Here is a 26,494-nt window from a genome sequence, read left to right as displayed (position 1 = left end):
TCTAATAGGGCGGACATGAAAGCGGCCTGAACGCCCCGCTGCGGGGGAGTTCAGGCCGCTGGCGCCTGGCGTGGCTTTACTCGGCCAACGCCTTGGCCAGGTTCTCGTCGAGGGCGTCCATGAAGCCCTCGGTGTCGAGCCACGGCTGGTCCGGTCCGATGAGCATGGCGAGGTCCTTGGTCATCTTCCCTCCCTCGACGGTGGAGACGATGACCTGCTCGAGCGTCTCGGCGAAACGGCGCACCTCGGGCGTCGCATCGAGGTCGGCGCGGTGCTTGAGGCCGCCGGTCCACGCGAAGATCGAGGCGATCGGGTTGGTGGAGGTCTTCTCGCCCTTCTGCCAACGGCGGTAATGACGCGTCACGGTGCCGTGCGCGGCCTCCGCCTCGACGGTCTGTCCGTCCGGCGTCATCAGCACGGAGGTCATGAGTCCCAGCGATCCGAAGCCCTGCGCCACGGAATCGGACTGCACGTCGCCGTCGTAGTTCTTGCAGGCCCAGATGTAGCCGCCGTGCCACTTGAGGGAGGAGGCCACCATGTCGTCGATGAGGCGGTGCTCGTAAGTCAGGCCCGCCGCCTCGAACCTCTCCTTGTATTCGGTTTCGAAGACCTCGGCGAAGGTGTCCTTGAACTGCCCGTCGTAGGCCTTGAGAATCGTGTTCTTCGTCGACAGGTAGACCGGATAGTGGCGCATCAGGCCGTAGTTGAAGCAGGCGCGGGCGAAGCCCCTGATGGAGTCGTTGACGTTGTACTGCACCTGCGCCACGCCGCCGTCCTCGCCGTAGTCGTAGACGACGTGCTCAATCGGCTCGGAGCCGTCCTCCGGCGTGAAGGTGACGGTCAGGCGTCCGGCGCCCGGCACCTTGAAATCGGTGGCCTTGTACTGGTCGCCGAAGGCGTGGCGGGCCACGACGATCGGCTTGGTCCATCCTGGCACGAGGCGCGGCACGTTGCTCATCACGATCGGCTCGCGGAAGATCGTGCCGCCGAGGATGTTGCGGATCGTGCCGTTGGGGGACTTCCACATCTTCTTGAGGCCGAATTCCTCGACGCGCGCCTCGTCGGGCGTGATCGTGGCGCATTTGACGCCAACGTGCTCGCGTTTGATGGCATTGGCCGCGTCGATGGTCACCTGGTCGTCGGTGGCGTCGCGGTTCTCGAGCCCCAGGTCGTAGTAGTCGAGGTCCACGTCGAGATAGGGAAGGATCAGACGGTTCTTGATGTCCTTCCAGATGACGCGGGTCATCTCGTCGCCGTCGAGTTCGACGACCTTGCCTTCGACCTTGATCTTGGCCATGCTTGCTCCTTATTGCGTGTGCGTATGGATTGGCCCATTATTAGCGCGGACATGTTACGGATGCCGCGCGCGTTCGGCTATGTGGACGTTCTGCGCGCGCGGCGGGTCCGTTTGACCTGTGCCGGTATTAGCCTAGGGGGCATGTCTCAGGAAATCGAAATCGGATTGGGCAAGAAGGGCCGCATGGCCTACGCGCTGGACGACGTCGCCATCGTCCCCTCCCGCAGGACCCGCGATGTCAACGACGTGAACACCTCCTGGCAGGTCGACGCCTATGAGTTCGACGTGCCGGTGGTCGGCGCGCCGATGGACTCGGTGACCTCTCCCGCCACGGCGATCGCCATGGGCCGCCTCGGCGCGCTCGGAGTGCTGGACCTCGAGGGTCTGTGGACCCGCTACGAGGATCCCGAGCCGCTGCTCGCCGAGATCGCAGGCCTGCCCGCTGACCGGGCCACCGCCCGCATCCAGGAGATCTACGCCGAGCCGGTCAAGCCGGAGCTCATCACCCGCCGTCTGCACGAGATCCGCGACGCCGGCGTCACCGTGGCCGGTTCGCTTTCCCCGCAGCGCACGCAGCAGTTCTATTCGACCGTCGTCGACGCCGGCGTGGACCTGTTCGTGATCCGCGGCACCGTCGTCTCCGCCGAACATGTCTCCGAGGACCATGAGCCGCTTAACCTCAAGAAGTTCATCTATGACCTCGATGTGCCGGTCATCGTCGGCGGCGCGGCCAACTACACCGCCGCGTTGCATCTGATGCGCACCGGCGCCGCCGGCGTGCTCGTCGGATTCGGCGGCGGCGCCTCCTCCGCGACCCGCCAGACCATCGGGGTGCAGGCGCCGATGGCCACCGCCATCGCCGACGTCGCCGAGGCACGCCGCGACTACATGGACGAGTCCGGCGGCCGCTACGTGCAGGTCATCGCCGACGGCGGCGTGGGGGACTCCGGCAGCTTCGTCAAGGCGCTCGCGCTGGGCGCCGACGCCGTCATGCTCGGCGCGCCCCTGGCCCGTGCCAGCGAAGCGCCCGGCAGAGGCACGCACTGGGGCGCCGAGGCCCGTCATCAGACCCTGCCGCGTGGCTTCCGCACCGACGTGGGCACGGTCGGCACGCTCGAGGAGGTGCTGTTCGGACCCAGCCATGTGGCCGACGGCACCACCAATTTCATCGGCGCGCTGCGTCGTGCGATGGCATCCACCGGCTACGTGGACGTGAAGAACTTCCAGCGCTGCGGCGTCGTCGTCAGCCCGCGCCGCTGACATCGTCCGGTCGATCCGCGACAGGGCCCCGATACACGGATGTGGTATCGGGGCCCTTGACATGCGTGTGCGTCTGGTGCTTCGGTGGAATCGGGCGGCCCGATGAGGGACATGGGGCCCGGCCCGAGGGAAGAAGTGACGAAGATGGACGAGACCACCGGATCCATGGACGACGCGCGTGACGGAAGGGGCATGGCGCCGGGCGACGGTCCCGACGATGACGGTCGCGGAGCCGGAGCATGGGGCGCGGAAGAGGAACCGCCGAGGGATCCGACGGTCCCCGACCCGCTGGAGCCGTCATACGACGCTCCGGTCGGTCCCTTCCATCCCTGGCGGCGGGATCCGCTGCCTTCCGACGACGGCTTCATCAGCGTCGAGATGGCGCAGAGACCGGTGCCTTATCACATCGCGCGTTGCTTTCCCAAGGGCGCCGGGGACGAGCGGATTCCGCAGGGGCAGGCGCTGGCGTTGTCCACCTGCCGCATGGCCTGCATGACCGCCGACTTCGTGCGGGGTCGGCTGCCCGGCTCCATGCTGCAGCGCGCCTTCGCCGCGGCCTGTCTCAAACGGCTGCAGACCATGGCCTATCTGATCGACAACCACATGGCCACGCACCCCGAGCTCAGGGCGAGGCTGTGCCTGCTGCCGGTGATACCGCATTGGATAGACGGCATGCTCATCAGCCCGAGCGCCTTCGAAGTGACCGTCCACATGACCATCGGGCCCGAGCACTATTGGGTCAATCTCAAGCTGCGTCTGATCGGATGCCGCTGGATGTGCACCGTCGCCGACATCGGATGACCGGCATCCGGCGCGTCGCCGCGGACGGCGCGTTGAGTGGACCGGGGCACCTATAGTGGGGAGTATGCTGCGTGAGTATATTTCCGATCCCGGTTACGTCACCACCGAGGACGACACGATTTTCTCCCTGCTCGCAGACCGGGCCCACGACGATCCGGACGACCTCATCGCGCAATGGCAGGACGACGAGACGCGCCAATGGCATGACGTGACCGCCGGGCAGATGCTTGCCCGTGTCCGCGAGATCGCCAAGGGCCTCATGGCACTCGGCGTCGTGCCCGGTTCGATGGTGGCCATCTACGCGGCCACCAGCTATGAATGGGGCGTCGTAGACTTCGCCTGCGCGGCCATCGGCGCCGTGAGCGTGCCGATCTACGAGACGGACTCCGCCCGACAGGCCGCCGCCATCATCGCGGACACCGCGCCGGCCATCGCATTCGCCGGCGACACCGCCCGCGCGCAGACCCTCGAGCAAGTGCGCGCCGGCCAGCCGGGGCTCGAATACGTGTTCAACTTCAAAGCCGATGGCCTTGACGCCGTGGCCGACTTCGGCGCCAACGTGGCCGACGAGGATCTCGACCGCGCCATATCGCGCGTCAAGGCCGACGACATGGCCACGATCGTGCACACCTCCGGCTCCACCGGCAAGCCCAAGGGTGCGATGCTCTCGCACCGCAACTTCACGCATATCGTCAAGAACGGCTACATCATCCTCGACGACATGCTCTACCAGCCGAACCGGCTCATGCTGTTCCTGCCGCTGGCGCACTGCTTCGCCCGCTACATCCAATACGTCGCCATCGGCGGACACGGCGTCGTCGGCTATCTGCCGGGCGCGTCGCATCTGCTCGCCGACCTGCGCTCCTTCAAGCCCACCTATCTGCTCGGCGTGCCGCGTGTCTTCGAGAAGGTCTACAACGCCGCCTCGCAGAAGGCCGGCATGGGGCTCAGGGGGCGCGTCTTCGCCAAGGCATACCGCCACTTCGTGCAGTGGAGCAAGGACGGGCAGTCGGGATCCGGCCATTCGCTCGCCGCACGCCTTGAGCATGCGTTCTTCATGCGCACGGTCGGCTCGTCGGTGCGTTCCGCGCTCGGTCCCAACCTCAAGTACCTCGCCTGCGGCGGCGCGCCGCTGAACGCCGACCTCGCCCACTTCTTCAACGGCATGGACGGCATCACCTTCATCCAGGGCTATGGCATGACGGAGACCGCGGCGCCGATGCTCGTGTGCTGGGCCGAGGACAACGAGGTCGGCTCCGTCGGCAAGCCCGGTCCCGGCATGGGCGTGCGCGTGGATGACGGAGGCGAGTTGGAGCTCATGGGGCCCAACGTCTTCCTCGGCTATTACAAGCAGCCCGAGATGACGAAGGAGGCCATGACCCCCGATGGCTGGATCAGGTCCGGCGACCTGGGCCAGATCGACGACAACGGCTATGTGTGCATCACCGGGCGCAAGAAGGACATCATCATCACCGCGGGAGGCAAGAACGTCAGCCCGGCGCCGATGGAGGACATCATCGGCACCTGCCCGATCGTCGACCACGCCGTCGTCATCGGCGACGGCCGCCCGTTCATCGCGGCGCTCATCGAGCTCGAACCCGACATGACGCGCTCGTGGCTGGCCTCGCAGGGCCTTGACGAGGATATGCCGATGTCCCGGGTCGCGGACAACGACGCGGTGCGCGCCTATGTGCAGCAGTTCATCGACCAGGCGAACGCGAATGTGTCGCGCGCCGAGTCGGTGCGCAAATTCGAGATCCTCGACGGTCAGTTCCGTCAGGAGGACGGAACTCTGACGCCGAGCATGAAGGTCGTGCGGGCCAAGGTGCTCGAGCGCTACGCCGAGGTGATCGAGGACGTCATCTACGCCCCCAAGGCCTCCGGCCGCCCGATGCCGGCCACGGCCCGGATCATCGACCGGACCACCGAGACGGTGCGCCAGGTCTCCGAATCGATGCGTCAGGCCGGCGAGGACATGCGCCAGGCGGGCGCCGACGCCGGTCCCAGGATGCGCCAGGCATATGAGCAGGCCAAGGCCAATGTGTCGGATTCGATTGCTAACGTGTCCGGCAGAATCAAGCGGCAGAACGAGGGGGACGCCGCGCCGGACGACGCGGCGGCCTTCCCGGACGTCCAGGAGAACGAGACCACCGAGACAAGCGAGGAGCGATAGACCGTGGCGAACCGTGAGATCCGAGTCGTGCCCGACCCCGTGCTGCGCACGCCCTGCGACGAGATCAAGGAGATCACCCCGGCCGTGCGCCGTCTGGTCGACGATTTGCTCGAAACCGTCGACGATCCGGGGCGCGCGGGCCTGTCCGCCAATCAGATCGGCGTGAGCCTCAGGGCCTTCTCCTACAACATCGACGGCAAGATCGGCTACGTGCTCAACCCCGTCCTCGAGGAAACCAGCGGCGAACAATATGGCGACGAGGGCTGCCTGTCCGTGCCCGGCCTGTGGTACAAGACCCGCCGCGCCGACTATGCGCGTGTGCGCGGCATCGACCTCGACGGCAAAACCGTCGTCCTCGAGGGCCGCGGCATCTTCGGGCGCATGCTGCAGCACGAGACCGACCACCTCGACGGCCATGTCTATCTCGACCGCCTCGAGAAGGAGGAGCGTCGCGCCGCCATGCGCATGCTGCGCGCGGCCCGGCGGTGATTCCGCGCGACATCGGCGCCGTCTCACGTCCCCTCCGCCGTGTATCCTTTCGCTTCGTGTGTGCCACCCCGGTCACGAACGCAGTCGCAGGCGTTACGGGCCAACCGATATTGTCAACCGGCACGCATGCATATCGCGTCATGCCAGCGACGGCCTGTGTCGGTCGGCGGGTCCTCGGATCCGTTGCACGCAGGTGCGCATGACCAGGCAAGAACCGACAATGAAAGGTAGCATTACCATGGCTCAGATCAATATGAGCGACATGCTGAAGGCCGGCCTCCACTTCGGCCATCAGACCCGCCGTTGGAACCCGAAGATGAAGCAGTACATCCTCACCTCCCGCAACGGCATTCACATCATCAACCTGTTCAAGTCGCTCGACATGATCGACAAGGCGTACGACTTCATCAAGACCACCGTCGCCCACAACGGCACCGTGCTCTTCGTCGGCACCAAGAAGCAGGCCCAGGAGGCCGTTTCCGCGCAGGCCACCCGCGTGAACATGCCCTATGTGTCCGAGCGCTGGCTCGGCGGCATGCTGACCAACTTCCAGACCGTCTCCAAGCGCGTGAGCCGCCTCAAGGAGCTCGAGGAGATGGACTTCTCCGACGTGCGTGGCTCCGGCCTGACCAAGAAGGAGCTGCTGCTCCTCGAGCGCGAGAAGGACAAGCTGAACAAGCAGCTGGGCGGCATCCGCAACATGTCCCGCACCCCCTCCGCGATGTTCGTCGTGGACATCAACAAGGAGGCGCTGGCCGTCGAGGAGGCCCACAAGCTGGGCATTCCGGTCGTCGCCATCGTCGACACCAACACCGACCCGGAGTCCGTGGATTACCCGATCCCGGCCAACGACGACGCGATCCGTGGCATCGAGCTGCTGACCAGCCTCATGGCCGACGCCGTCGCCGACGGTCTGCTGGCCCGTGGCGCCAAGGCCGCCAAGGCCGAGGGCGAGACCGCCGAGCAGCCGATGGCCGCTTGGGAGAAGGAGCTCCTGGAGAACCAGGGCGAGCAGCCTGCCGAGGCTCCGGCCTCCGCCGAGGCCCCCAAGGCCGAGTGATCATCGTCGTGTCTGTGGGACGGGCGCGAGTGCGTTCCACAGACACGACGCGCAATGCACGCTTACATAAGTAGGGAGAACAACATGGCAGCTATTACCGCCGCTTTGATCAAGCAGGTGCGCGAGGACACCGGCGCCGGCATGCTCGACGTCAAGAAGGCCCTGACCGAGGCCGAAGGCGACGTGGCCCGCGCGAAGGAGATCATCCGCGCCAAGGGCATCGCCGCCGCCGGCAAGCGCGAGGGCCGCAAGGCCCAGGAAGGCACCATCGCCTCCAAGGTCGTCGATTCCGCCGCCGGCCAGACCGGCTATGCGATCGAGGTGAACTCCGAGACCGACTTCGTGGCCAAGACCCCGAAGTTCGTCGAGTTCGCCGACACCGTGCTCGGCTACGCCGTGGCCGCCGACGCCTCCACCGCCGAGGCCGTGAACGCGGCCGCCGCCGCGGATGGCACCGTCGAGGAGTTCATCAAGGAGGAATCCTCCACCTTCGGCGAGCACATCAAGGTCGGTCAGGTCGCGAAGGTCTCCGGCGAGCACGTCGAGATCTACGCCCACAAGAAGTCCGCCGAGATGCCGCCGAGCATCGTCGCGATGATCGCCACCGACAAGGCCGGCGCCTCCGTCGCGCACGAGGCCGCGCTGCAGATCTCCGCGATGGGCGCCAAGTGGCTGACCCGTGAGGACGTTCCGGCCGATGTGGTCGAGTCCGAGCGTCGCGTCGCCACCGAGAAGTCCCTCGCCGAGGGCAAGCCCGAGAAGATCGTCCCCAAGATCGTCGAAGGTCGTCTCAACGCCTTCTTCAAGGAGGTCGTCCTCCTTGAGCAGCCGTATGTCAAGGATGGCTCCAAGACCGTCGGCAAGCTCTTCGAGGAAGTGGGCGGCAAGGCCCTCGCCTTCGCCCGCGTCGAGGTCGGCAAGGGCGAGGAGGCGTGAGCATTTAGCTCGCTCTGAGTCCAACGCAAGGGCCCGCGTGTTCCATCTGGAACCGCGGGCCCTTGCCGTATCGCTGTTTCGACGCGGCGGTCAGCGACGCATTTCGCGCAGAGCCGCCTTGACCGCGCACTTGGTCGCGAAATACCGGCCGATGCAGCTCGCCGTTATGACCACGGCATAGATGCCCAACGCGAGCGCGGCGCCGATGATGGCCTTGCGGTCGCCGCGCACGATGCGTTGCGCCGCGTCAAGCACATCGTCGGGTTCCAACGGCTGCGTGTCCTGGGCCTCGTTCGTCGCCTCCGTCGCGTCGTCGTCGACGTGGATCGTGTCGTTGTCATCAATCATCGTGGACTCCCTTCGTTGCGCACGGATGCATGCGAGCACCCTTATCCCACTGAGGGTTACGGGACGTATTGATTTCGCGGTCCGGGCGGATGGATAGCGTGTGGGACGGAGCGCACGCAAGGTGAAAGGTCCGATGACATGAGAAAGGCCGATGCCATGAATCCGATGCTCGTCACATGGTTGCTGTTATTCGGTGCGATTGGATGCGAGATCGTCGCGACGTTATCGCTCAGAGCCTCGGAGGGCTTCACCAAACTCGCGTGGGCGCCGCTGGTCGTGGCGGGCTATTGCCTGTGCTTCTGGCTGCTGTCCCAGACGCTCAAACGCGGCATGCCGGTCGCGCTGGCCTATGGCGTCTGGTCATGCGTGGGCATCGTCGTCACCGCGATCCTCGCGCATTTCCTGTTTCGAGACGTGCTCAATTGGCAGATGTTCGTCGGCATGGCGATCATCATCGTCGGCATCGCCGTGCTGCAATGGGCCACGACGCTGGGAGCGGCGGCATGAGCGCGGCGGAACATCTGTTGGACGGTCTTGGCATCAAGCACGTCGTGGTGGAGCATCCTCCGATTTTCACCATTGCCGAAGGCATCGATGCCGGCGTCGTCGCGCAACTGGGAGTGCCGGTGGAGCATCTGGTCAAATGTCTGCTATTGCGCAACACCCATGACGATTTGTTTCTGGCTGTTGCAGCGGGAGAGGGGCGCGTGGACCTCAAGGCAGTGGCGCGCTGCGTCGGCTCGACGCGACTGAGCTTTGCCAATGCCGAGACAATGCATACGACGCTTGGATCGGAACCGGGTTCGGCTTCCCTGTTCGATTTGTACGATAACGATCATGCCAGCGACGTGCGTGTCATTATCGACGAGCGCATCCCTGGATTCGAAGGCGACATCGGCTTCCACGACGGAGGCAACACGCGCACTTTGTTATTCGAAGCTGTTTCGCTGCCGCGTGTCGCCAAAGCCATTGACCCGCTCTGTCGATTCCTTCCTCTGCACACTGTGCAATGATGCGGAAGGACGATCTAACGAGGGGATCCATAGATGCGGTTTGAACACAATGCCAAGCCTGCGCGACGCGAGCATGAGCACACGGAGGCGGGACATCACCGCGCGATGCGGAGGGCCGACCGGGAGGTGACGGATGCGGCGCGCATCGGCGAGATCATCGCGCGCTGTGACATCGTGCACGTCGCCTATGAGGACGCGGAGGGGCTGGCCGTCGTGCCGCTCAACCTCGCATATGAATATGACGCTGAGACCAGAGCACTCACGCTATGGTTCCATTCCGCGCCGCGCGGACGCAAGATGGATGCGATGCGCGCCGCCGGCAACGCCCTTCCCGTGGCCTTCGCGATGGAAACCGACTGCGAGGTGACCGAGGGACGGACGTTGTGCAACTGGGGCGAGGCCTTCGCCTCCGTGGCCGGCACCGGTGTCGCATCGCTTGTGGACGATGACGACCTTGAAACACGATGCAAGGCATTGGCCTTGTTGATGGCGCATGCCGCGCATATCGATCACGCGGAGTTCACCGATGCGCAGGTGCGCGCCGTCGCCATCTGGAAGGTCGCCGTCGACCATCTGACCTGCAAGGTGCGTCCCAAGCCTTCGCCTGTCCACATGCGTTCGGAAACACCCATGGAATAGTCGCGGCGAGTGACCTTAGGACGGTGTCGCACCGTCGACGACTGACGAGATACCGTGGTGGCCGGATATCGGCTGGAGCTTGCGTAACCGGGCGTCGCTCAGGCCCATGTGAAATCGGCATCGCCGGCGCCGATCTCGAAATGCAGCTTCGCCACGCCCAGATCCACTCCGGGGCACGGGCCAGGCAATGCGCGGGCCGTCACCGTGCGACCATCGGCTTCCAAGCGGAAGGTGAATTCCTGACGCCCCAAGGCGGACGGCGCGAACATCACCGTCTCGATGCCCCTGCGGAACCATTCTGGAACCGGCTCCTTGGTGGCGGTCGAAGCGATTTGTTCAAAAGGCTTGGAACGATGCGGGCGGCCCGGTCTGGCGCCATGGCCAAGCGCGATCACATACCGAGGTAGGGGAGTCATGGCGTCGTCCGTGTCGTTGCCGGCGGCTTCGCCGGCCAAACCATCGACGCGCGCCCAGCAGGTGTCCAGTCCCAGCTGCGTGGCACGCAGCATCACCTGCATGCCGAAATATCCGCATCGTTCATCCCAATCGGGCGCGTCATCCGGGAAGAGCGCGACATAATCGCGCACGCCGCGGAAGGCTCCATAATGCGTGCGGAACGCGGCGAATCCATCGGCGTCGTCAAGCACAAGCCGCATGTCGAGATGGCCTTGGAGACGGCAACGGTCCACGGCGTCGCGCAGATCCTCGGCCTGCTCGGCCGTGATCGACTCGCCTGTGTGCATACGCACCGCATGCCGTGCGCGCACCGCCTCCTCAACGCTCATAACCGGCGTCATATCCCCGTCCTTTTGCCTTGCGAACAATCCAATATCGCATGATACGCGTTGGTATCCGTCAGAAGGGGACAACCCGTCGGCATACGCTCGAATCAAGACTGACCGCGCGTCGCAACCGGAGGCGTCGCGAATTGCGGATATGCTTGGAAATCGGTAATTTCCGCCCTTTTGGAGAAAGGCAACGAATGACTGGCGAAGACGCAGGCGACAGCCCCCGCAGGGTGCTGCTCAAGCTTTCGGGCGAGGCGTTCGGCGGCGGTGCCGTCGGCATCGACACCACGGTGGTGCGTCGCATCGCCGAGGAGATCGTCCCGGCCGTCAAGCAGGGGGTCCAGGTCGCCATCGTGGTCGGCGGCGGCAACTTCTTCCGCGGCGCCGAACTGCAGCAGGCGGGCATCGACCGCTCCCGCGGCGACTATATGGGCATGCTCGGCACCGTGATGAACTGCCTGGCCCTGCAGGATTTCCTCGAGCAGGAGGGACAGGCCACCCGCGTGCAGACCGCCATCACGATGGGGCAGGTCGCCGAGCCCTATATCCCGCTGAAGGCCATCCGCCACCTTGAGAAGGGACGCGTCGTGATCTTCGGCGCCGGCGCCGGCATGCCGTATTTCTCCACCGACACCGTGTCCATCCAGCGTTCCCTCGAAATCCATTGCGAGGAAGTGCTCATGGGCAAGAACGGCGTCGACGGCGTCTACACCGCCGACCCCCGCAAGGATCCCGAGGCCAAGCGCTTCGAAACCCTGAGCTACAACCGCGCGCTTGTCGACAACCTTGCCGTCATGGACGCCTCGGCCCTGTCGATGGCACGCGACAACAAGAAGCGCATCCGCGTCTTCGGCCTCGAGGGGAAGGGCAACGTGACCCGCGCCCTCATCGGCGACGAGATCGGCACGCTGGTGTCCACCGCCGACTCCCGCGTCGCCAGCTGAACGCGGCGCGGATAGGCCTGCATAATCCAACCCAACACTTAACCCATCACATAACCACATCCCCGAAGAAGGAGCACATATGGCAACCGTCGTCGACCAGGCCAAGGAACAGATGACCAAGACCGTCGAGAACACCAAGGAGAACTTCGCCGGCATCCGCACCGGCCGCGCCAACCCGGCGCTGCTCAACGGCATCGTCGTGGACTACTACGGCGCGCCGACCCCGCTGAAGGCCGTCGCCACCATCGGCGTGCCTGAGCCGCGCACCCTGTCCGTCACCCCCTTCGACGCATCTCAGGCGAACGCCGTGGAGAAGGCCCTGCGCGATTCCGATCTCGGCGCCTCCCCACGTCGTGACGGCAACGTGATCCGCCTTACCATGCCGGAGCTCACCGAGGAACGTCGCAAGGAATACGTCAAGCTCGCCAAGGAACGCGCCGAGGACGGCAAGGTGGCGGTGCGCAACATCCGCCGCAAGACCAAGGAAGGCATCGACAAGTCCGTCAAGGACGGCGATATGGGCGAGGACGACGGCGATCGTCTGCTCAAGGAGCTCGACAAGGTCACCAAGACCATCACCGACGAGATCGACACCCTGCTCGAAGCCAAGCAGCAGGAGATCATGTCCGTCTGAGACGGATTGCGGGGCTCCCTTTCACGAGCCCGTCACCACGGGGCTTTGCGGCTGACCGGCACACGGATGCGTCGCAGGGCCCCGATATGTTTTCGACTCGGAAAAGAGCGACGGAAGAGGAACGATGGATCGCAGCGAGCAGTTGCACGACGGGGCCGAGGAGGCCATCGACAGCATCAACAAGAAAACCGGGCGGAATATGCCGCAGGCCATCGGCACGGCCGTCGTGCTCATCGCCGTCATCCTCGCCTGCCTGCTGATACGCATCGACCTGTTCGTCGCGCTGGTCGTCGTATTCATGCTGCTGGGACTATGGGAGCTGCGCGTCGACTTCGCCACCGTCGGACTGCATATCCCCGTGCTGATGCTGTGGATATGCTCGGCGGTCACCCTGTTCGCGACGTATTACTCGCCATATCACCTCGCCACGATGGCATTGTGCGTCATGGCATCATTGTTTCTCGTCGCGTTGGCGGCCACCGCCAAGCTGAGCTTCGGCAACCGTCTGTCGCTGGCCGTCGCCGGCAAACTGTCTGCATCCGACGCCAAGGCGCGCACCGAATCCTCGTTCAACCACGACGGCGGCGAACAGCACCATAGCCGGCTGAGCCATGTGGCTGTCTCCATCCTCACCGTGCTCTACGTCCCGCTGCTCGCCTCGTGCCTGATCCTTCCGCTGACCTTCGGCGGGCATCCGGTCGCGCATGCGATCTGCCTGGTGTTCCTGCCCGCCCTATCGGACACCGGAGGCCTGTTCTTCGGCGCATGGCTCGGCAAGCACAAGCTGTCCCCGCGCATCTCTCCCAAGAAATCGGTCGAGGGATTGGGCGGTTCGATTCTGTTCGCGATGGTCGGTGCCTTCGCCGTCTTCGCATGCACCTACGACGCCTCACTGTGGGCGTCCCGTTGGTGGGTGCCGGTCGTCATGGGCGTGCTCGTCGGCGTCGTCGGCACCTTCGGCGACCTGTGCGCTTCGATGCTCAAGCGCGACATCGGCATCAAGGACATGGGGCATCTGCTCAAGGGGCATGGCGGCGTGCTGGACCGCGTCGATTCTATCCTCATGTGCGCGCCCTTCGTCTGCGTGCTGCTGTGGGCGACCGGTCTGTGACAGGGAGGAAAACGCATGACGACGCATGATGACGCACCTGAAACCGGCATCACTGAAGGCGGCACCTCGGGCGCCTTCCGCGACGTGCTGTCCCGCGACCATACCCGTCGCGGCAAGCCGCCGCTGCATTTCGCCGATATGACCGACGCCGAGCGTATCGAGAAGGCGAAGGAGCTCGGCCTGCCTAAGTTCCGCGTCAAGCAGCTGGCGAACCACTATTACGCGCACTTCGACACCGATGCCGCGCAGTTCACCGATTTCCCCGCCTCCGCCCGCGACAAGGCGGCCGAGGCGTTCTTCCCCGAGCTCATCCACGAGGTCACCCGTCAGATCGCCGACGAGGGAACCACCGTCAAGACGCTGTGGCGGCTCTTCGACGGTTCCCATATCGAATCGGTGCTGATGCGCTATCCGACCCGGACCACGCTGTGCATCTCCTCGCAGGTCGGCTGCGGCATGGGTTGCCCGTTCTGCGCCACCGGCAAGCTTGGCTTGACGCGCAATATGTCCGCGGGCGAGATCGTCGAGCAGGTGCGCGTCGCGGCGCGTATGATGCGCGATGGCGAGGTCGCCGGCGGCCCGGGTCGCCTGTCCAACGTCGTGTTCATGGGCATGGGCGAGCCCATGGGCAACTATCGCTCCGTGCTTTCCGCCGTGCGGCAGATCTCCTCGATGCCGCCGGAGGGCTTCGGCATCTCGGCGCGCAATATCACCGTCTCGACCGTCGGCGTCGTCCCCGGCATCCGCAAGCTTGCCGCCGAGGGACTGCCGGTGCGTCTGGCCGTTTCGCTGCACGCTCCGAACGACGAACTTCGCGATGAGCTCGTGCCGATGAACCAGCGCTTCAACATCGCCCAATTGCTCGATGCGGCGCACGACTATTGGCTCGCCTCCAAGCGCCGTGTCTCCATCGAATACGCCCTGATGCGCGGCATCAACGACCAGGCCGAGCACGCCCGCCAACTCGCCAAGCGGCTCAACCACTACGGCGACAATTGGGCCCATGTCAACCCGATTCCGCTCAATCCCATCGAGGGCTCCCGCTGGACCGCCTCCAAGCCCGAGGACGAGCGACGTTTCCTCGAGATCCTGCATGACGCCGGCATCACTGCCACACTGCGCGACACCCGGGGTCAGGACATCGACGGCGCCTGCGGCCAGCTCGCCGCCAAGACCAAGGAAGCCAACGCGGCCAACGCCGCCGCACGCTGAACTGCGCCCATGCGTGGGCTGTGTCCGGAGTCCTAGCCGCGTCCCCTATGCGGACGCGGCGCGTGCTTGTAACGGAAAGTCGGTAGGCTGGGGAGCCGATGCGTGAGCCCGGTCGGGCGAACGAAACATGATGAACGAACCTAGCAGGGGAGTGGATATGACGTTGGCGGTGCGAGTCATCCCATGTCTGGACGTCGACGCCGGCCGCGTCGTCAAGGGCGTGCATTTCGAGAATCTGAGGGATGCCGGCGATCCGGTCGAACTTGCCGCCGAGTATTACCGCCAAGGTGCCGACGAACTCACCTTCCTCGACGTGACCGCTTCCAGCTCGCGACGTGGCACGATGATCGACGTGGTCAGCCGCACGGCCGAGCAGGTGTTCATCCCCCTGACCGTCGGCGGCGGCGTGCGCAGCCCCGAGGACGTCGATTCCCTGTTGCGCTGCGGCGCGGACAAGGTGGGCGTCAACACGGCGGCCATCAACGATCCCACGCTGATCAGCCGCGTCGCCGACCGCTTCGGCAATCAGGTGCTGGTGCTATCGGTCGACGCACGACGCGAACGCGGCGAACAGCACACCGCCTCCGGCTTCGAGGTCACGACGATGGGCGGGCGCAAATCCACCGGCATCGACGCGATCTGGTGGGTCAAACGGGCCGAGGAGCTGGGCGCGGGGGAGATCCTGCTCAATTCGATGGACGCCGACGGCACGCAGCAGGGCTTCGACTTGGAGATGATCCGCGCGGTGCGCCGCGAGGTGAAGATTCCGATCATCGCCTCGGGCGGAGCCGGCAAGGTCGAGGACTTCCCTCCCGCCATCGAAGCGGGCGCCAACGCCGTGCTGGCCGCGTCGGTGTTCCATTTCGGCACCCTGACGATCGGTCAGGTCAAGGACGAGCTCAGGAAGGCCGGATACACGGTCCGCTGACGGACACGAAGGGACTTGGATATGGAATATGACAACTCCACGACGCTCGATCCGCGCATTGCGGCCCGTCTCAAACGCGATGACAAGGGTTTGGTCGCCGCCGTCATCCAGCAATACGACACCCGCGACGTGCTGATGGTCGGCTATATGAACGACGAGGCATTGCGACGGACGCTGACGACGGGACGGGTCACGTTCTGGTCCCGTTCTCGTCAGGAATACTGGCGCAAGGGCGACACGTCGGGACACGCGCAGTACGTCAAGGCCGTTTCGCTGGATTGCGATGGCGATGCGCTGCTCGTCGAGGTCGATCAGGTGGGAGCCGCATGCCATACCGGCAAGCGCTCCTGCTTCCTCGAGGGCGGCCCCCTGCCTGTGGTGGAGGGGCACCGTCCCGAGGTATGACGGGGACTTGCGAGGACTTTTTTGAGAAGCGTGAAGGAGAAAGCGCATGAGCGAATGCAGCGTTGAGCATCTTGACTGGGGCGGCACCTGGCCCAGTCGCGAACAGTTCCATGACCTTGCCGACGAAGGCTACCGCGTCGTGCCGATCGTGCGCCGCCTGCTCGCAGATTCGCTGACCCCGGTCGGCTTCTATGAGCGCTTGGCCGGAGGCCGCTCCGGCACTTTCATCCTCGAATCCGCCGAATACGGCGGAACGTGGAGCCGATACAGCTTCATCGGCGTCAACTCGATGGCCCAGCTGCGTGCCGATGAACACGGCCGGGCCGACTGGCTGGGCACCGTGCCCGCCGGTGTGCCCACTGAAGGCGACGTCGTTGAGGTCGCGCATGCCGCGCTCAAGGTGCTCAAGGCACCGAGCGTCAAGGGACTGCCGAGCCTGACCTCGGGACTGGTCGGCACCGTCGGATGGGATGCCATCCGCCACTGGGAACCGACCCTGAGGGCCGAGGCCCCCGACGAGACCGGACAAGGCGAGATGACGCTGGCTCTGGCCACCGATATCGCCGTCGTGGACCATGTCTCCGGCTCCGTATGGCTGATCGCCAACGCCGTGAACGTCGACAACCGTCCCACACGCGCCGACGCCGCCTATGACGAGGCGATCGCGCGCCTCGACCGGATGCAGCACGACGCGGCCACTCCCACGCCCGGCGAAGCCCGCGTCAGCGTGCTCGACGCCTCCGCGCCGCAGCCCGAGCTGCGGTTCCGCACCGAGAAATCGCATTACGAGGAGGCGGTCGAGGCGGCGAAGCGTCATATCATCGATGGCGACGTGTTCCAGGTCGTCATCTCCCAGCGTCTTGACATCGATTCGCCCGCCGATCCCTTCGATGTGTATCGCGTGCTGCGCACGCTCAACCCGAGTCCCTACATGTATTTCATGTCGCTGACCGACGCCAAGGGCCGCGACTTCAACGTCATCGGTTCCAGCCCCGAGACACTGATCAAGGTCGATGACGGACATGCGATGACCTTCCCGATCGCCGGCTCGCGCCCGCGCGGCAAGACGCCGGAGGAGGACGAACGTTTGGCGCGCGAGCTGCTCGACGATCCCAAGGAATGCTCCGAGCACATCATGCTCGTCGATTTGGCGCGCAACGATCTGTCGAAGGTGTGCCTTCCGGAAAGCGTCGAAGTCGTCCAGCTGATGGATATCAAGCGCTTCAGCCATATCATGCATATCTGCTCGACGGTCACGGGCGTCGTGGACCCTTCGCTGACCGCTTTCGACGTGTTCAAGTCCGCCTTCCCCGCGGGAACGCTGTCGGGCGCGCCCAAGCCGCGCGCCGTCGAGATCATCGACGAGCTGGAGCCGGCCGACCGCGGCATCTACGGCGGCACCGTCGGATATTTCGATTTCTCCGGGAACATGGACATGGCCATCGCCATCCGCACCGCGTTCTTGAGGGACCACGAGGCCAGCGTGCAGGCGGGCGCGGGCATTGTGCTCGATTCCGTGCCGGCCAGCGAGTGGCAGGAGACGCGGAACAAGGCCGAGGCGAGCGTCGAGGCCATTCAGATCGCGGCCCAACTCAGAACCCTGTGACTGGGGGGTTATCTGACGTCCCTTGCTCCCTCTGATGAGGGAGCTGTCAGGCGACAGCCTGACTGAGGGAGAGAATGCCCCGCTGGCGGTGGTGGCTTCCCTTTCTTTGTCATTCTGAGCGAAGTGAGCGTAGCGAACGGAGTCGAAGAATCTTTGTCGGCCCTCGCAGCTCCGCGTCCGCGAGGCCCGACCCGCCCGCAAAGTTGCGGGGGGGGCAAAAGACCTAGGGTGGCTGGTGTTTGCCGGGTTGAGCGAAGGAGTGGCTATGAGGGGCGATCGTTTGGGTGTGTTGCGTGGTGTCGCGGGCGTGGTGGCCGCGGCGGCGACGCTGTTGTCGCTGTGCATGGTGCCCGGCACGGCGGTGGCGGTGGAGGAGCCCCCTGCCGGTGGGGCGTCCCCGGTGATGGCCGCCGCGGCTCAGGCCAGGAAGACGACGCCGTATGTGGACGCGAACGGCAGTCAGCAGAGCGCCGAGGCAACCGTGGTGACGGGTTCAAGCACGACGTGGACCGATGGCTGGTATGTGGTCGAGGGCAATGTGACGATTTCCAGTCGCGTGACGGTCACCGGTTCGGTGAGCCTGATCCTGGCCGACGGCGCCTCGTTGACCGCTTCGCGGGGCATCACGGTTGAGGATACCAATGTGTTGTCGATCTACGGGCAAACGCAGGGCAGCGGCAGCCTGACCGCTACTGGTAGGAGTAATCAAGCTGGCATTGGTGGTGGAGGCACTCGTAAAAGTGCCGGCACGATATCGATTGCAGGTGGTGTGATTACGGCGAATGGTGGAAGTAGGGCTGCCGGTATTGGCGGTGGTTCGGATGGTTCCGGTGGAACGATAACGATCAGTGGAGGCGTCGTCACGGCGACTGCGGCGACAAACTATGGTGATCCTGCTGCCATCGGTGGAGGGGCATATGGCGATGCCGGCACGATTACGATCACCGGTGGCACCGTCACGGCTACGGGAGCTGGAAAAGGCATCGGCTCTGGTGCGCAACACAGAGGAGGAAGCATCGCCATTTCCGGCGGGCAGGTGACGGCGAACGGCATCGGCACCGGAAGCAACGGGGCCTCTGTTACGACGACCATCACCGGCGGGATTGTCTACTGCACCGATACGAGCAATGGTGGCATCAACACAGCCAATAAGCCGAAGTGGACAGGCCTTGTCGCCGAAGACGGGAAGAATCTGACGTTGTATGGCGGCACGTTCACTGTGCCGGCGGGTATGACGTTCACGGTGCCGTCGGATACGACGTTGACGGTGCCGTCGGGTATGACGTTGACGCTCGGCCACAACACAACGATTACGAATGAGGGCACGATTGTGGTCGAGCCTGGCGGTGCGATCGATGATTCGGCTGGCGGCAAGTTCGCGGGGAACGGCAAGTTCCTGTGGCAGGTGACGCCAGCTAAAGACAACATCGTCACGCCGGCCGGTTGGACGTATGACGACTCGGATCATGCGTCGGACATCCTGGACAAGGCCAAGGTTCCGCAGGGCGCGGGCACCGCTACATATCAGCGTGGCGGCCAGCAATTCGATGCTTCGTTCGCCGATGGCTGGACCGAGCCGTCGTTGGAGTATTTGGAGAATGGTACGACATGGAACGGAACCGCTGAGGCGAAGAACATTGGTTTATACCGGCTGAAGTTCGCCAAGGACGGCGCTGACACGGTGTATTCGTCCACGTTTGTGGTATCGAAGGCGGATTCCGCATTGAACGTGGTGGTGAAGAACGGTGATACAGCGTCGACGGACTTCACATATGGCGACACGCTCACGGTGGAGGTGACGCCGAAGGCCAGTGCTTCGACCCGTGAGACGGCAGATCCCGGAGCGAATCAGGCGTCGCTGTACGAGTCCGACGGCCCGACGCTGCTGGCGGGTCCGGTCGCTGCCAATAGCGACGGCAAGTATGTGCTGACCTATAACACTTCCGGAAAGCAACTGAAGGTTGGCACGAGCAATCTGCTGGTGAAGTTCGGTGGCGACGGCAATGTCAAGGCGTCCGAGACCACGTTTCCGAGTGTGAATCTGTCGAGGAAGCGGTTGACGGGCGCGAGTGTGGCGGAGTCGGCCTGGAAGTCGTATGACGGCACGACGGAGTTCAAGGGTCGTGCCAATGTGGCGTTGTCGCCGAAGCCCGGCGAGGTGTTGGAAGGTGACGACGTGCAGTTGTTCGCCGAAGGCACCGCCGCGTCGGAGAATGTTGGCACGTATGAGTTCACGGCGACGGCGGTGTCGATTTCGGGCGATCAGGCCGGATGGTATGAGGCTCCTGATGCCAAAAAGGTGTCTGGCATGGTGACCATCAAACAGGCGAAGCCGAACGATCCGTCTAAACCGGAGATGGCGTCGCGTACGGCCACGTCGGTGACGTTGAATGAGATCAAACCGTCGTATGCCATCACGACTCAGAAGGGTTTGAAGACCCAGTACCGTGTCAATGAAGGCGATTGGCAGGATGTTACGGAGTTTGCCAATCTCGAGGCCGCCACGATGTACGAGTTCGAGGCGCAGTTCGTGCCTGATTGCAACGAGAATTGGTGGGGTACTAGTGGGACTTCCTGGTTGGAGGTTGCGACGAATTATGCGGCGCCTGAAGTCGAGGCTGTGAATGCTCCGAATGATGACGGCGTTGGTGTGCCGACGCTGCGGGTGAAGGATGCGGTGGACGGGCTGACGTATCAGTATGCGAAGGCCAATGCCAATTTATCGCAGGACAGTTCCTGGATCGCAATGAAGGCTGGCGTGGCATCGAATGCGGATGAGACTACGCCGGTTGCGCCGGGCACTGAGTATGTGGTGCGCGTGAAGGGCTCTGATGATGATATTGAGAAACCTGGAACGTCGGCACCGTCCGATCCGGTGACGGTGCCTCGCACGGCGACTCTGAAGGTTGACCCGTCTTCGCTGTCGTTTGAATACGTATACTCGGGTGCGGCATCTGCCGGTCAGCAGGTGACAGTGAAGAACACCGGCAATTTGGCCGCCACGGATGTGAAGGTCGAGCTGAGCGGCGATTCGGCGTTTACGCTGGGTGGTTCGCTTGCCAATTCGATTGATTCCGGTAAGGGGTCGTCGTTCACTGTGTCGCCGAAGGCGGAGCTGTCCGCCGGTCGCTATGAGGCGAAGGCAACGGTGACGTATAAGGGCGCGAATGACAAGACGGCGACGGTCGAGGTGCCGTTGCGGCTGGATGTGGTCAAGTCCAAGGTGGGTGTGACGCTGACCACCAATCAGACGTCCGTGACGTATGGCGATAAGGTGTCGTTCCAAGCGACGGTGACGCTGACCGGGGCATCCGGGAAGTCCCGTGCCGCGAAGGCGGATCCGGTGTCTGGTCAGGTGGCGTTGTATGTGGATAACACGCCGGTGTCGAAGGAGCATAAGGCCGCGGAGAATGGCAAGCCGGTGACCTTGGAGCTGGACACCACCAATCCGGAGGTGAAGCGGCTGCTGAGCAAGTCCCGCAATCTGTCGGTGACGGCCCGGTTCATCGCCGATAACGACCGTGATGGCGGCCAGTCCGGCCCGGTGAAGGTGACGGTGAACGCGAAGGCGCTGACTCATGCCACGGTGGATACGACGTCTCCGGCTGTGTCGAAGACGTATGATGGCACGGCCGTATTCAAGGATGTGCCGTTGGCGAAGCTTTCTGAGGCCAATGGCGTGGTTGGCTCGGACGTCGTGTCGGGCGTGGTGTCCGGTGAGGCGGTGGGCGCGGATGGCAAGGCCGATGCGAACGCGGGGAAGCGTTCGTTCGCGGCATCCACTATCGTGCTGTCGGGCGCGGATGCCGCGTGGTACACGCTGGCGGCTACGGAAGTCTCCGGCACCGTGTCGATCACGAAGGCGACGCCGGGCAAGCCGTCGACGCCGACGGTGAAAGAGCGTACGGCTGACTCGGTGACGTTGAACACCATCGAGCCTCCGTCCGGTTTGAAGACCCAGTATCGCGTCGATGGCGGCGATAAGTGGCAGGATTCCCCGGAGTTCAAGGGGTTGGATGCTGCCAAGGCGCATGTGTTCGAGGCGCGGTTTGTTGCGAATGATAAGGCCAATTGGGAGGACGGTTCCCCGTCCGACCCGTTGACGGTGTATCCGCAGTCCGTGGTGTTGAACCAGATGCCGTCGATCGCGGCGTCGGATCAAACGATCACGGTGGGCGACGCGTTCGATCCGAAGACGGGCGTGACGGCCAAGGATGCCGAGGACGGCGACCTGACCGCCAATGTCAAGGTTGAGGGCGAGGTGGATACGAGCAAGCCGGGCGAGTACCACTTGACCTACACGGTGTCGGATTCGCAGGGCGCGACCGCGTCGAAGACCGTGACCGTGACGGTCAAGGCCAAGGAGCCCGAGCCGGGTCCTTCTCCGGATCCGGGTCCGTCTCCTGATCCCGGGCCGACTCCAGATCCTGGTCCTGACCCCGACCCCGAGCCGACTCCTGACCCCGATCCCGATCCTAAGCCGAACCCGACTCCAGAACCAGAACCCGAGCCGACTCCTGAGCCTGAGCCTGAGCCGTCTCCCGAGCCGAGTCCGACACCGGATGCCCGGCCTGGCCAGTCGGGTGGTTCTGAGAACACCCCTCAGTCGGGCGCGCCGACGCCCGACCTCCAGAAGGAGCGGCCAACGGATGGCTTGGCGCGCACGGGCGCCGCGATTGTCGGTGTCGCCGGCGTGCTGGTGCTGCTGGCTGTGGCTGGCGTGGCGCTCGCCCTGTCCCGCCACCGTCGCTAGCCGTGTGGAGCCCACGCGCTCTGGCGCTGTGCTATGTGCTCCCTCGTCAGAGGGAGCAAGATGCCACCTTGACAGCATGTGGAATGGGGCGGCAGTGGGGAGCGGCATCGCGCTAGGCTGTGCGAGGTAAGTCTCTTCAACCCAAAGGGGAAGCATGTCCGTTTTGGATGAACTGGTCGCCGGGGCGCTTGAGGACGCCAAGGCGCGTGAAGCCCGGATTCCACTCGACGAACTCAAGGCCCAGGCCGCTACGGCCCCGGCTCCGATCGACGCCCGCCGATGGCTCAAGCAAGACGACGGCATCCCGGTCATCGCCGAGATCAAACGCGCGAGCCCGTCCAAGGGACATCTGAGTGACATCCCCGATCCTGCGGCATTGGCCCGCGAATACGAGGCTGGCGGAGCCTCCGCAATCTCCGTGCTCACCGAAGGACGCCGCTTCCTCGGCAGCCTCGACGACTTCGACAAGGTGAAGGCCGCCGTGCATATCCCGGTGCTGCGCAAGGACTTCATCGTCACCGACTATCAGGTCTGGGAGGCCCGCGCCCACGGCGCCGACCTCATCCTGCTCATCGTCGCCGCCCTTGACGACGCGAGCCTGAGGCATCTGCTCGACCTCGCGCATGAGCTCGGGATGACAGTTCTCGTCGAAACGCATACCCGCGAGGAGATCGAACGCGCCGAGGCGGCCGGGGCGAAGGTCATCGGCATCAACGCCCGCAACCTCAAGGACCTGAGGGTCGATGTGAACAAATACAACGAGCTGGCGGCGAACTTGCCGGCAGACGTCATCAAGGTCGCCGAATCCGGCGTCTTCGGCGCCGTCGAGGTCGAGGACTACGCCCGTGCCGGAGCCGACGCGGTGCTGGTCGGCGAAGGCGTGGCCACCGCCGACGATCACAAGCTTGCAGTGGAACGACTAGTGAAGGCAGGAACACAAGTGAAGGCATCCGAAACCACCCCGCTGAGCCAGCATGAAGGCCCGTATTTCGGCCAGTTCGGCGGCCGTTATGTGCCCGAGGCGCTGATCACGGCCCTCGATGAGCTCGAGCGCGTCTACGACGAAGCCAAGAAGGATCCGGAGTTCCAGAAGGAGTTCATGACCCTTCAGGAGCGCTATGTGGGCCGTCCGAGCCCGCTGACCGAAGCCCCGCGCTTCGCCGCGCGCATCGCCGAGAAGGTCGGCGGCATCGAGCCGCGCGTGTTCTTGAAGCGCGAGGACCTCAACCACACCGGCGCGCACAAGATCAACAACGCCCTGGGCCAGGCCCTGCTGGTCAAGCGCATGGGCAAGACCCGCGTCATCGCCGAGACCGGCGCCGGCCAGCATGGCGTCGCCACCGCCACCGTGTGCGCGATGCTCGGCCTCAAGTGCCGCATCTACATGGGACAGATCGACGCACGCCGCCAGGCCCTCAACGTCGCCCGCATGCGCATGCTCGGCGCGGAGGTCGTCGAGGTGACCCTGGGCGACCGAATCCTCAAGGACGCGATCAACGAGGCCCTGCGCGACTGGGTGACCAACGTCAAGGACACGCATTATCTGCTCGGCACCGTCGCGGGCCCCCATCCCTTCCCATCCATGGTGCGTGATTTCCAACAGATCATCGGCATCGAGGCCAAGCATCAGTTGCAGGAATGGTATGGCATCGACCATCCCGACGCGGTGTGCGCCTGCGTGGGCGGCGGTTCCAACGCTATCGGCGTGATGAACGCCTTCCTCGACGACGAGCGCGTCAACCTCTACGGCTACGAGGCCGGCGGCCACGGCCCCGAGTCGGGCGAGCACGCGATCCGCTTCGCCCCCGGCACCGGCGAACTCGGCATGTTCCAGGGTGCCAAGAGCTACCTGCTGGAAACCACTGAGGGACAGACCAAGGACACCTATTCGATCTCCGCAGGCCTTGACTATGCCTCCGTCGGCCCCGAGCACGCCTGGCTCAAGGAAATCGGTCGCGTCAACTACTCCTGGGCCACCGACGAGGAGGCGATGAACGCCTTCCGCGACCTGAGCCAGACCGAGGGCATCATCCCCGCCATCGAAAGCTCGCACGCCGTCGCCGGCGCCTACAAGGCCGCCGCCGATCTCAAGGCCAAGGGCATCACGCACCCGGTGATGATCGTCAACATCTCCGGCCGCGGCGACAAGGACATGGCCACCGCCGGCAAGTGGTTCGGCTATCTGACCGACGAGCAGGCGGCCGCCCTCGAGGTCACCGGCGCCCACGGCACCGACGTCGCCTGAACACACGAGTAACGCGCGAAGAATCGAGAGACAATGAGCAACGAAACAACCACCCCCTCCGGCCAGCCCTTGGGCATCAGCCATAAGCCCAGCCAGTGCGAGACGATGTTCGACCGTCTGCGCGGCGAGAACCGCGCCGCCTTCATCGGCTACCTGCCCTACGGCTTCCCCGACCCCGAGCACTCCGTCGACGCATTGCGCACGATGGTGAACCACGGCGTCGACGCCGTCGAGATCGGCCTGCCGTATTCCGATCCCGTCATGGACGGCCCGGTGATTCAGGCCGCCAGCCAGATCGCCCTGAACGCGGGGGAGACCATCACCCGTGTCTTCGAGGCCGTCGAGGCCGTCGCCCAAGCCGGCGGCGTCCCCTTGGTCATGAGCTATTGGAACCTCGTCTACCACTATGGCGTCGAGCGCTTCGCCCGAGACTTCGAGAACGCCGGCGGCGCGGGCCTCATCACCCCCGACCTGATTCCCGACGAGGCCGGCGAATGGATCGAGGCCTCCGACCGCCACGGGCTCGACCGCATCTTCCTGGTCTCCCCGGATTCCGCCGACGAACGCCTCGCCGTCGTCGCCAGCAACGCGCGCGGCTTCGTCTACGCCGCCAGCCGCATGGGTGTCACCGGCGAGCGCGACACGCTCTCCTCCTCCCCGGAGGCTCTGGTCGCGCGCACACGCAAGGCCGGCGCGAGGAACGTATGCGTCGGCATCGGCGTGTCCACCGCCGAGCAGGCCGCGAAGGTCGCCTCCTACGCCGATGGCGTGATCGTCGGCTCCGCCCTCGTCCACACGCTGCTCAACGACGACGACCGCACCGCCCGCGACCCCAAGGAAGGCCTCGCCCTGCTCGCCGCCAAGTGCGACGAACTCGCCGCCGGCGTGCGCAACGCACGCTAGGATACCGGTATGAACCTCGCATATATCCCTTCGCCGACGTTCTCCCAGTTCCATATCGGACCGGTGACAATCCACATGTATGCGATCTGCATACTCATCGGCATCTGCTTCGCCGTGTGGATCCTGACGGTCCGCTGGAAGCGCGTCGGCGGCACCTTCGACCAGGTGCTCGACACGACGCTGGTGACGGTGCCGTGCGCGCTCGTCGGCGCGCGCCTGTATCACTGCATCACCACGCCCGAGCAGTACTTCCCGCCCACCGGCGACCTGACGAACATCTTCAAGGTGTGGGAAGGCGGCATGGCCATCTTCGGCGGCGTGGGCGTCGGCGCGCTCGTCGCCTTCCTGTGGTGCCGTCACAAGCACTACCCCTTCGCCATGTTCGCCGACTGCCTTGCGCCCGGCCTCATGGTCGCGCAGGCCATCGGACGCCTCGGCAACTGGTTCAACCAGGAGCTCTACGGCAAGCCGACCACGCTGCCCTGGGGTTTGAAGCTCAACGACGCCGACACCATCGGCAAAACCGAGGTCTGCTATCAGGGCACCGCATGCCCCGACGGCGCGGACACGCTGTTCCACCCGACCTTCCTCTACGAGGGCCTGTGGAATCTTGTGGGAGCCGCCGCGATCGTCTGGCTCGGCCATCGCCTCGCCACCACGCTCAAGGCAGGCCAGCAGTTCGCGCTCTACCTGATGTGGTACGGCCTCGGGCGCACGTGGATCGAGAACATGCGCATCAACTATTCGACCGTGATCCTCGGCGTGCGGACGAATGTGTGGACCGCCGTCATCGTCATGGCTCTGGGCGCCGTCCTCTTCGTCGCCCTCTGGAAGCGGGGTCGCAGCACCGCCGACCTGTCGCGCCTGCTGACCGCCGTGAGCGCCGACGAGCTCGAGCGCGCCCGTCAGGAGGAGGAGCAGGCCCGGGCCAGGCGCGGCAAATAAGCGG

23 protein-coding genes are annotated in these 26,494 nt (G+C 64.8%); 20 read left to right on the top strand and 3 right to left on the bottom strand.

Annotated elements, in window-relative coordinates; translation table 11 throughout:
- Nucleotides 1–76: 76 nt before the first annotated feature.
- Complete coding sequence (locus AC1AUD_RS01120) at nt 77–1,297, bottom strand: NADP-dependent isocitrate dehydrogenase (protein ID WP_476571292.1); 1,221 nt, start codon at nt 1,295–1,297, stop codon at nt 77–79.
- Nucleotides 1,298–1,438: 141 nt separating this feature from the next.
- Between AC1AUD_RS01120 and AC1AUD_RS01115 the strand changes: the two genes are divergently transcribed.
- From AC1AUD_RS01115 to tsf, 6 genes are all read left to right on the top strand, one after another.
- Nucleotides 1,439–2,557, top strand: coding sequence for a GuaB3 family IMP dehydrogenase-related protein (locus AC1AUD_RS01115; RefSeq protein ID WP_476571290.1), 1,119 nt, complete (start codon nt 1,439–1,441; stop codon nt 2,555–2,557).
- A 135-nt stretch (nt 2,558–2,692) separates the two neighbouring features.
- A complete protein-coding gene (locus AC1AUD_RS01110; RefSeq protein WP_476571288.1) occupies nt 2,693–3,358 on the top strand; it encodes a hypothetical protein in 666 nt (221 codons plus the stop codon).
- Nucleotides 3,359–3,422: 64 nt separating this feature from the next.
- On the top strand, nt 3,423–5,531 hold the full coding sequence (locus AC1AUD_RS01105) for an AMP-dependent synthetase/ligase (RefSeq protein WP_476571286.1): 2,109 nt from the start codon (nt 3,423–3,425) through the stop codon (nt 5,529–5,531).
- Between the two features lie 3 nt (nt 5,532–5,534).
- Entirely contained in the window at nt 5,535–6,020 is a 486-nt protein-coding gene (locus tag AC1AUD_RS01100; RefSeq protein ID WP_476571284.1) for a peptide deformylase, read from the top strand.
- Between the two features lie 238 nt (nt 6,021–6,258).
- Nucleotides 6,259–7,080 carry a 30S ribosomal protein S2 gene (gene rpsB / locus AC1AUD_RS01095; protein WP_476571282.1) on the top strand — a complete coding sequence of 274 codons (822 nt, stop codon included), beginning with the start codon at nt 6,259–6,261 and terminating at the stop codon, nt 7,078–7,080.
- 84 nt (nt 7,081–7,164) lie between these two features.
- Complete coding sequence (gene tsf, locus AC1AUD_RS01090) at nt 7,165–8,016, top strand: translation elongation factor Ts (RefSeq protein ID WP_476571280.1); 852 nt, start codon at nt 7,165–7,167, stop codon at nt 8,014–8,016.
- Nucleotides 8,017–8,106: 90 nt separating this feature from the next.
- On the opposite strand, the gene AC1AUD_RS01085 is transcribed toward tsf, so the two are convergent.
- On the bottom strand, nt 8,107–8,364 hold the full coding sequence (locus tag AC1AUD_RS01085; protein WP_476571278.1) for a hypothetical protein: 258 nt from the start codon (nt 8,362–8,364) through the stop codon (nt 8,107–8,109).
- 138 nt (nt 8,365–8,502) lie between these two features.
- Here AC1AUD_RS01085 and AC1AUD_RS01080 point away from each other — a divergent pair, with 138 nt between their 5' ends.
- The 3 genes from AC1AUD_RS01080 to AC1AUD_RS01070 are packed head-to-tail and all read left to right on the top strand — an operon-like array spanning nt 8,503 to nt 10,016.
- Nucleotides 8,503–8,871, top strand: coding sequence for a DMT family transporter (locus AC1AUD_RS01080; RefSeq protein ID WP_476571276.1), 369 nt, complete (start codon nt 8,503–8,505; stop codon nt 8,869–8,871).
- On the top strand, nt 8,868–9,377 hold the full coding sequence (locus tag AC1AUD_RS01075) for a YbaK/EbsC family protein (protein ID WP_476571273.1): 510 nt from the start codon (nt 8,868–8,870) through the stop codon (nt 9,375–9,377). The genes AC1AUD_RS01080 and AC1AUD_RS01075 overlap by 4 nt, the downstream gene beginning before the upstream one ends.
- A gap of 33 nt (nt 9,378–9,410) precedes the next feature.
- Complete coding sequence (locus AC1AUD_RS01070) at nt 9,411–10,016, top strand: pyridoxamine 5'-phosphate oxidase family protein (RefSeq protein ID WP_476571271.1); 606 nt, start codon at nt 9,411–9,413, stop codon at nt 10,014–10,016.
- Nucleotides 10,017–10,114: 98 nt separating this feature from the next.
- Here AC1AUD_RS01070 and AC1AUD_RS01065 read toward each other — a convergent pair whose 3' ends face one another.
- Nucleotides 10,115–10,801: a nitroreductase family protein gene (locus AC1AUD_RS01065; protein ID WP_476571269.1), complete on the bottom strand. Its 687-nt coding sequence runs from the start codon at nt 10,799–10,801 to the stop codon at nt 10,115–10,117.
- A 197-nt stretch (nt 10,802–10,998) separates the two neighbouring features.
- Between AC1AUD_RS01065 and pyrH the strand changes: the two genes are divergently transcribed.
- From pyrH to lgt, 11 genes are all read left to right on the top strand, one after another.
- Nucleotides 10,999–11,748: a UMP kinase gene (pyrH, locus tag AC1AUD_RS01060; RefSeq protein WP_476571267.1), complete on the top strand. Its 750-nt coding sequence runs from the start codon at nt 10,999–11,001 to the stop codon at nt 11,746–11,748.
- A 79-nt stretch (nt 11,749–11,827) separates the two neighbouring features.
- Entirely contained in the window at nt 11,828–12,382 is a 555-nt protein-coding gene (gene frr, locus AC1AUD_RS01055) for a ribosome recycling factor (protein ID WP_476571265.1), read from the top strand.
- 124 nt (nt 12,383–12,506) lie between these two features.
- Nucleotides 12,507–13,493, top strand: coding sequence for a phosphatidate cytidylyltransferase (locus tag AC1AUD_RS01050; protein ID WP_476571263.1), 987 nt, complete (start codon nt 12,507–12,509; stop codon nt 13,491–13,493).
- A 15-nt stretch (nt 13,494–13,508) separates the two neighbouring features.
- Nucleotides 13,509–14,705 carry a dual-specificity RNA methyltransferase RlmN gene (rlmN, locus tag AC1AUD_RS01045; RefSeq protein ID WP_476571261.1) on the top strand — a complete coding sequence of 399 codons (1,197 nt, stop codon included), beginning with the start codon at nt 13,509–13,511 and terminating at the stop codon, nt 14,703–14,705.
- Between the two features lie 157 nt (nt 14,706–14,862).
- Entirely contained in the window at nt 14,863–15,633 is a 771-nt protein-coding gene (gene hisF, locus AC1AUD_RS01040; protein ID WP_476571753.1) for an imidazole glycerol phosphate synthase subunit HisF, read from the top strand.
- Nucleotides 15,634–15,654: 21 nt separating this feature from the next.
- Entirely contained in the window at nt 15,655–16,038 is a 384-nt protein-coding gene (gene hisI, locus AC1AUD_RS01035) for a phosphoribosyl-AMP cyclohydrolase (protein WP_476571259.1), read from the top strand.
- Between the two features lie 46 nt (nt 16,039–16,084).
- On the top strand, nt 16,085–17,644 hold the full coding sequence (gene trpE, locus AC1AUD_RS01030) for an anthranilate synthase component I (RefSeq protein WP_476571257.1): 1,560 nt from the start codon (nt 16,085–16,087) through the stop codon (nt 17,642–17,644).
- A gap of 265 nt (nt 17,645–17,909) precedes the next feature.
- Nucleotides 17,910–22,397, top strand: a complete 4,488-nt coding sequence (locus tag AC1AUD_RS01025; protein WP_476571255.1) for an immunoglobulin-like domain-containing protein — start codon at nt 17,910–17,912, stop codon at nt 22,395–22,397.
- Nucleotides 22,398–22,551: 154 nt separating this feature from the next.
- Nucleotides 22,552–24,642, top strand: coding sequence for a bifunctional indole-3-glycerol phosphate synthase/tryptophan synthase subunit beta (locus AC1AUD_RS01020; protein WP_476571253.1), 2,091 nt, complete (start codon nt 22,552–22,554; stop codon nt 24,640–24,642).
- A 33-nt stretch (nt 24,643–24,675) separates the two neighbouring features.
- Nucleotides 24,676–25,545, top strand: coding sequence for a tryptophan synthase subunit alpha (gene trpA, locus AC1AUD_RS01015; RefSeq protein ID WP_476571251.1), 870 nt, complete (start codon nt 24,676–24,678; stop codon nt 25,543–25,545).
- A gap of 9 nt (nt 25,546–25,554) precedes the next feature.
- Entirely contained in the window at nt 25,555–26,490 is a 936-nt protein-coding gene (gene lgt / locus AC1AUD_RS01010; RefSeq protein ID WP_476571249.1) for a prolipoprotein diacylglyceryl transferase, read from the top strand.
- The last annotated feature ends 4 nt before the right edge of the window (nt 26,491–26,494 follow it).

Source organism: Bifidobacterium sp. LH_730 (assembly GCF_056355835.1).
Note: the sequence above shows the minus strand (reverse complement) of the source record. Positions and strands in the feature narration are given on the sequence as shown.

Bases quoted from the DNA above. Each gene is read 5' to 3' on its own strand.
- AC1AUD_RS01120 (WP_476571292.1), bottom strand. From the start codon at position 1,297: ATGGCCAAGATCAAGGTCGAAGGCAAGGTCGTCGAACTCGACGGCGAC.
- AC1AUD_RS01115 (WP_476571290.1), top strand. From the start codon at position 1,439: ATGTCTCAGGAAATCGAAATCGGATTGGGCAAGAAGGGCCGCATGGCC.
- AC1AUD_RS01105 (WP_476571286.1), top strand. From the start codon at position 3,423: ATGCTGCGTGAGTATATTTCCGATCCCGGTTACGTCACCACCGAGGAC.
- rpsB (WP_476571282.1), top strand. From the start codon at position 6,259: ATGGCTCAGATCAATATGAGCGACATGCTGAAGGCCGGCCTCCACTTC.
- tsf (WP_476571280.1), top strand. From the start codon at position 7,165: ATGGCAGCTATTACCGCCGCTTTGATCAAGCAGGTGCGCGAGGACACC.
- AC1AUD_RS01085 (WP_476571278.1), bottom strand. From the start codon at position 8,364: ATGATTGATGACAACGACACGATCCACGTCGACGACGACGCGACGGAG.
- AC1AUD_RS01080 (WP_476571276.1), top strand. From the start codon at position 8,503: ATGAGAAAGGCCGATGCCATGAATCCGATGCTCGTCACATGGTTGCTG.
- AC1AUD_RS01075 (WP_476571273.1), top strand. From the start codon at position 8,868: ATGAGCGCGGCGGAACATCTGTTGGACGGTCTTGGCATCAAGCACGTC.
- AC1AUD_RS01070 (WP_476571271.1), top strand. From the start codon at position 9,411: ATGCGGTTTGAACACAATGCCAAGCCTGCGCGACGCGAGCATGAGCAC.
- AC1AUD_RS01065 (WP_476571269.1), bottom strand. From the start codon at position 10,801: ATGAGCGTTGAGGAGGCGGTGCGCGCACGGCATGCGGTGCGTATGCAC.
- pyrH (WP_476571267.1), top strand. From the start codon at position 10,999: ATGACTGGCGAAGACGCAGGCGACAGCCCCCGCAGGGTGCTGCTCAAG.
- frr (WP_476571265.1), top strand. From the start codon at position 11,828: ATGGCAACCGTCGTCGACCAGGCCAAGGAACAGATGACCAAGACCGTC.
- AC1AUD_RS01050 (WP_476571263.1), top strand. From the start codon at position 12,507: ATGGATCGCAGCGAGCAGTTGCACGACGGGGCCGAGGAGGCCATCGAC.
- rlmN (WP_476571261.1), top strand. From the start codon at position 13,509: ATGACGACGCATGATGACGCACCTGAAACCGGCATCACTGAAGGCGGC.
- hisF (WP_476571753.1), top strand. From the start codon at position 14,863: ATGACGTTGGCGGTGCGAGTCATCCCATGTCTGGACGTCGACGCCGGC.
- hisI (WP_476571259.1), top strand. From the start codon at position 15,655: ATGGAATATGACAACTCCACGACGCTCGATCCGCGCATTGCGGCCCGT.
- trpE (WP_476571257.1), top strand. From the start codon at position 16,085: ATGAGCGAATGCAGCGTTGAGCATCTTGACTGGGGCGGCACCTGGCCC.
- AC1AUD_RS01025 (WP_476571255.1), top strand. From the start codon at position 17,910: ATGAGGGGCGATCGTTTGGGTGTGTTGCGTGGTGTCGCGGGCGTGGTG.
- AC1AUD_RS01020 (WP_476571253.1), top strand. From the start codon at position 22,552: ATGTCCGTTTTGGATGAACTGGTCGCCGGGGCGCTTGAGGACGCCAAG.
- trpA (WP_476571251.1), top strand. From the start codon at position 24,676: ATGAGCAACGAAACAACCACCCCCTCCGGCCAGCCCTTGGGCATCAGC.
- lgt (WP_476571249.1), top strand. From the start codon at position 25,555: ATGAACCTCGCATATATCCCTTCGCCGACGTTCTCCCAGTTCCATATC.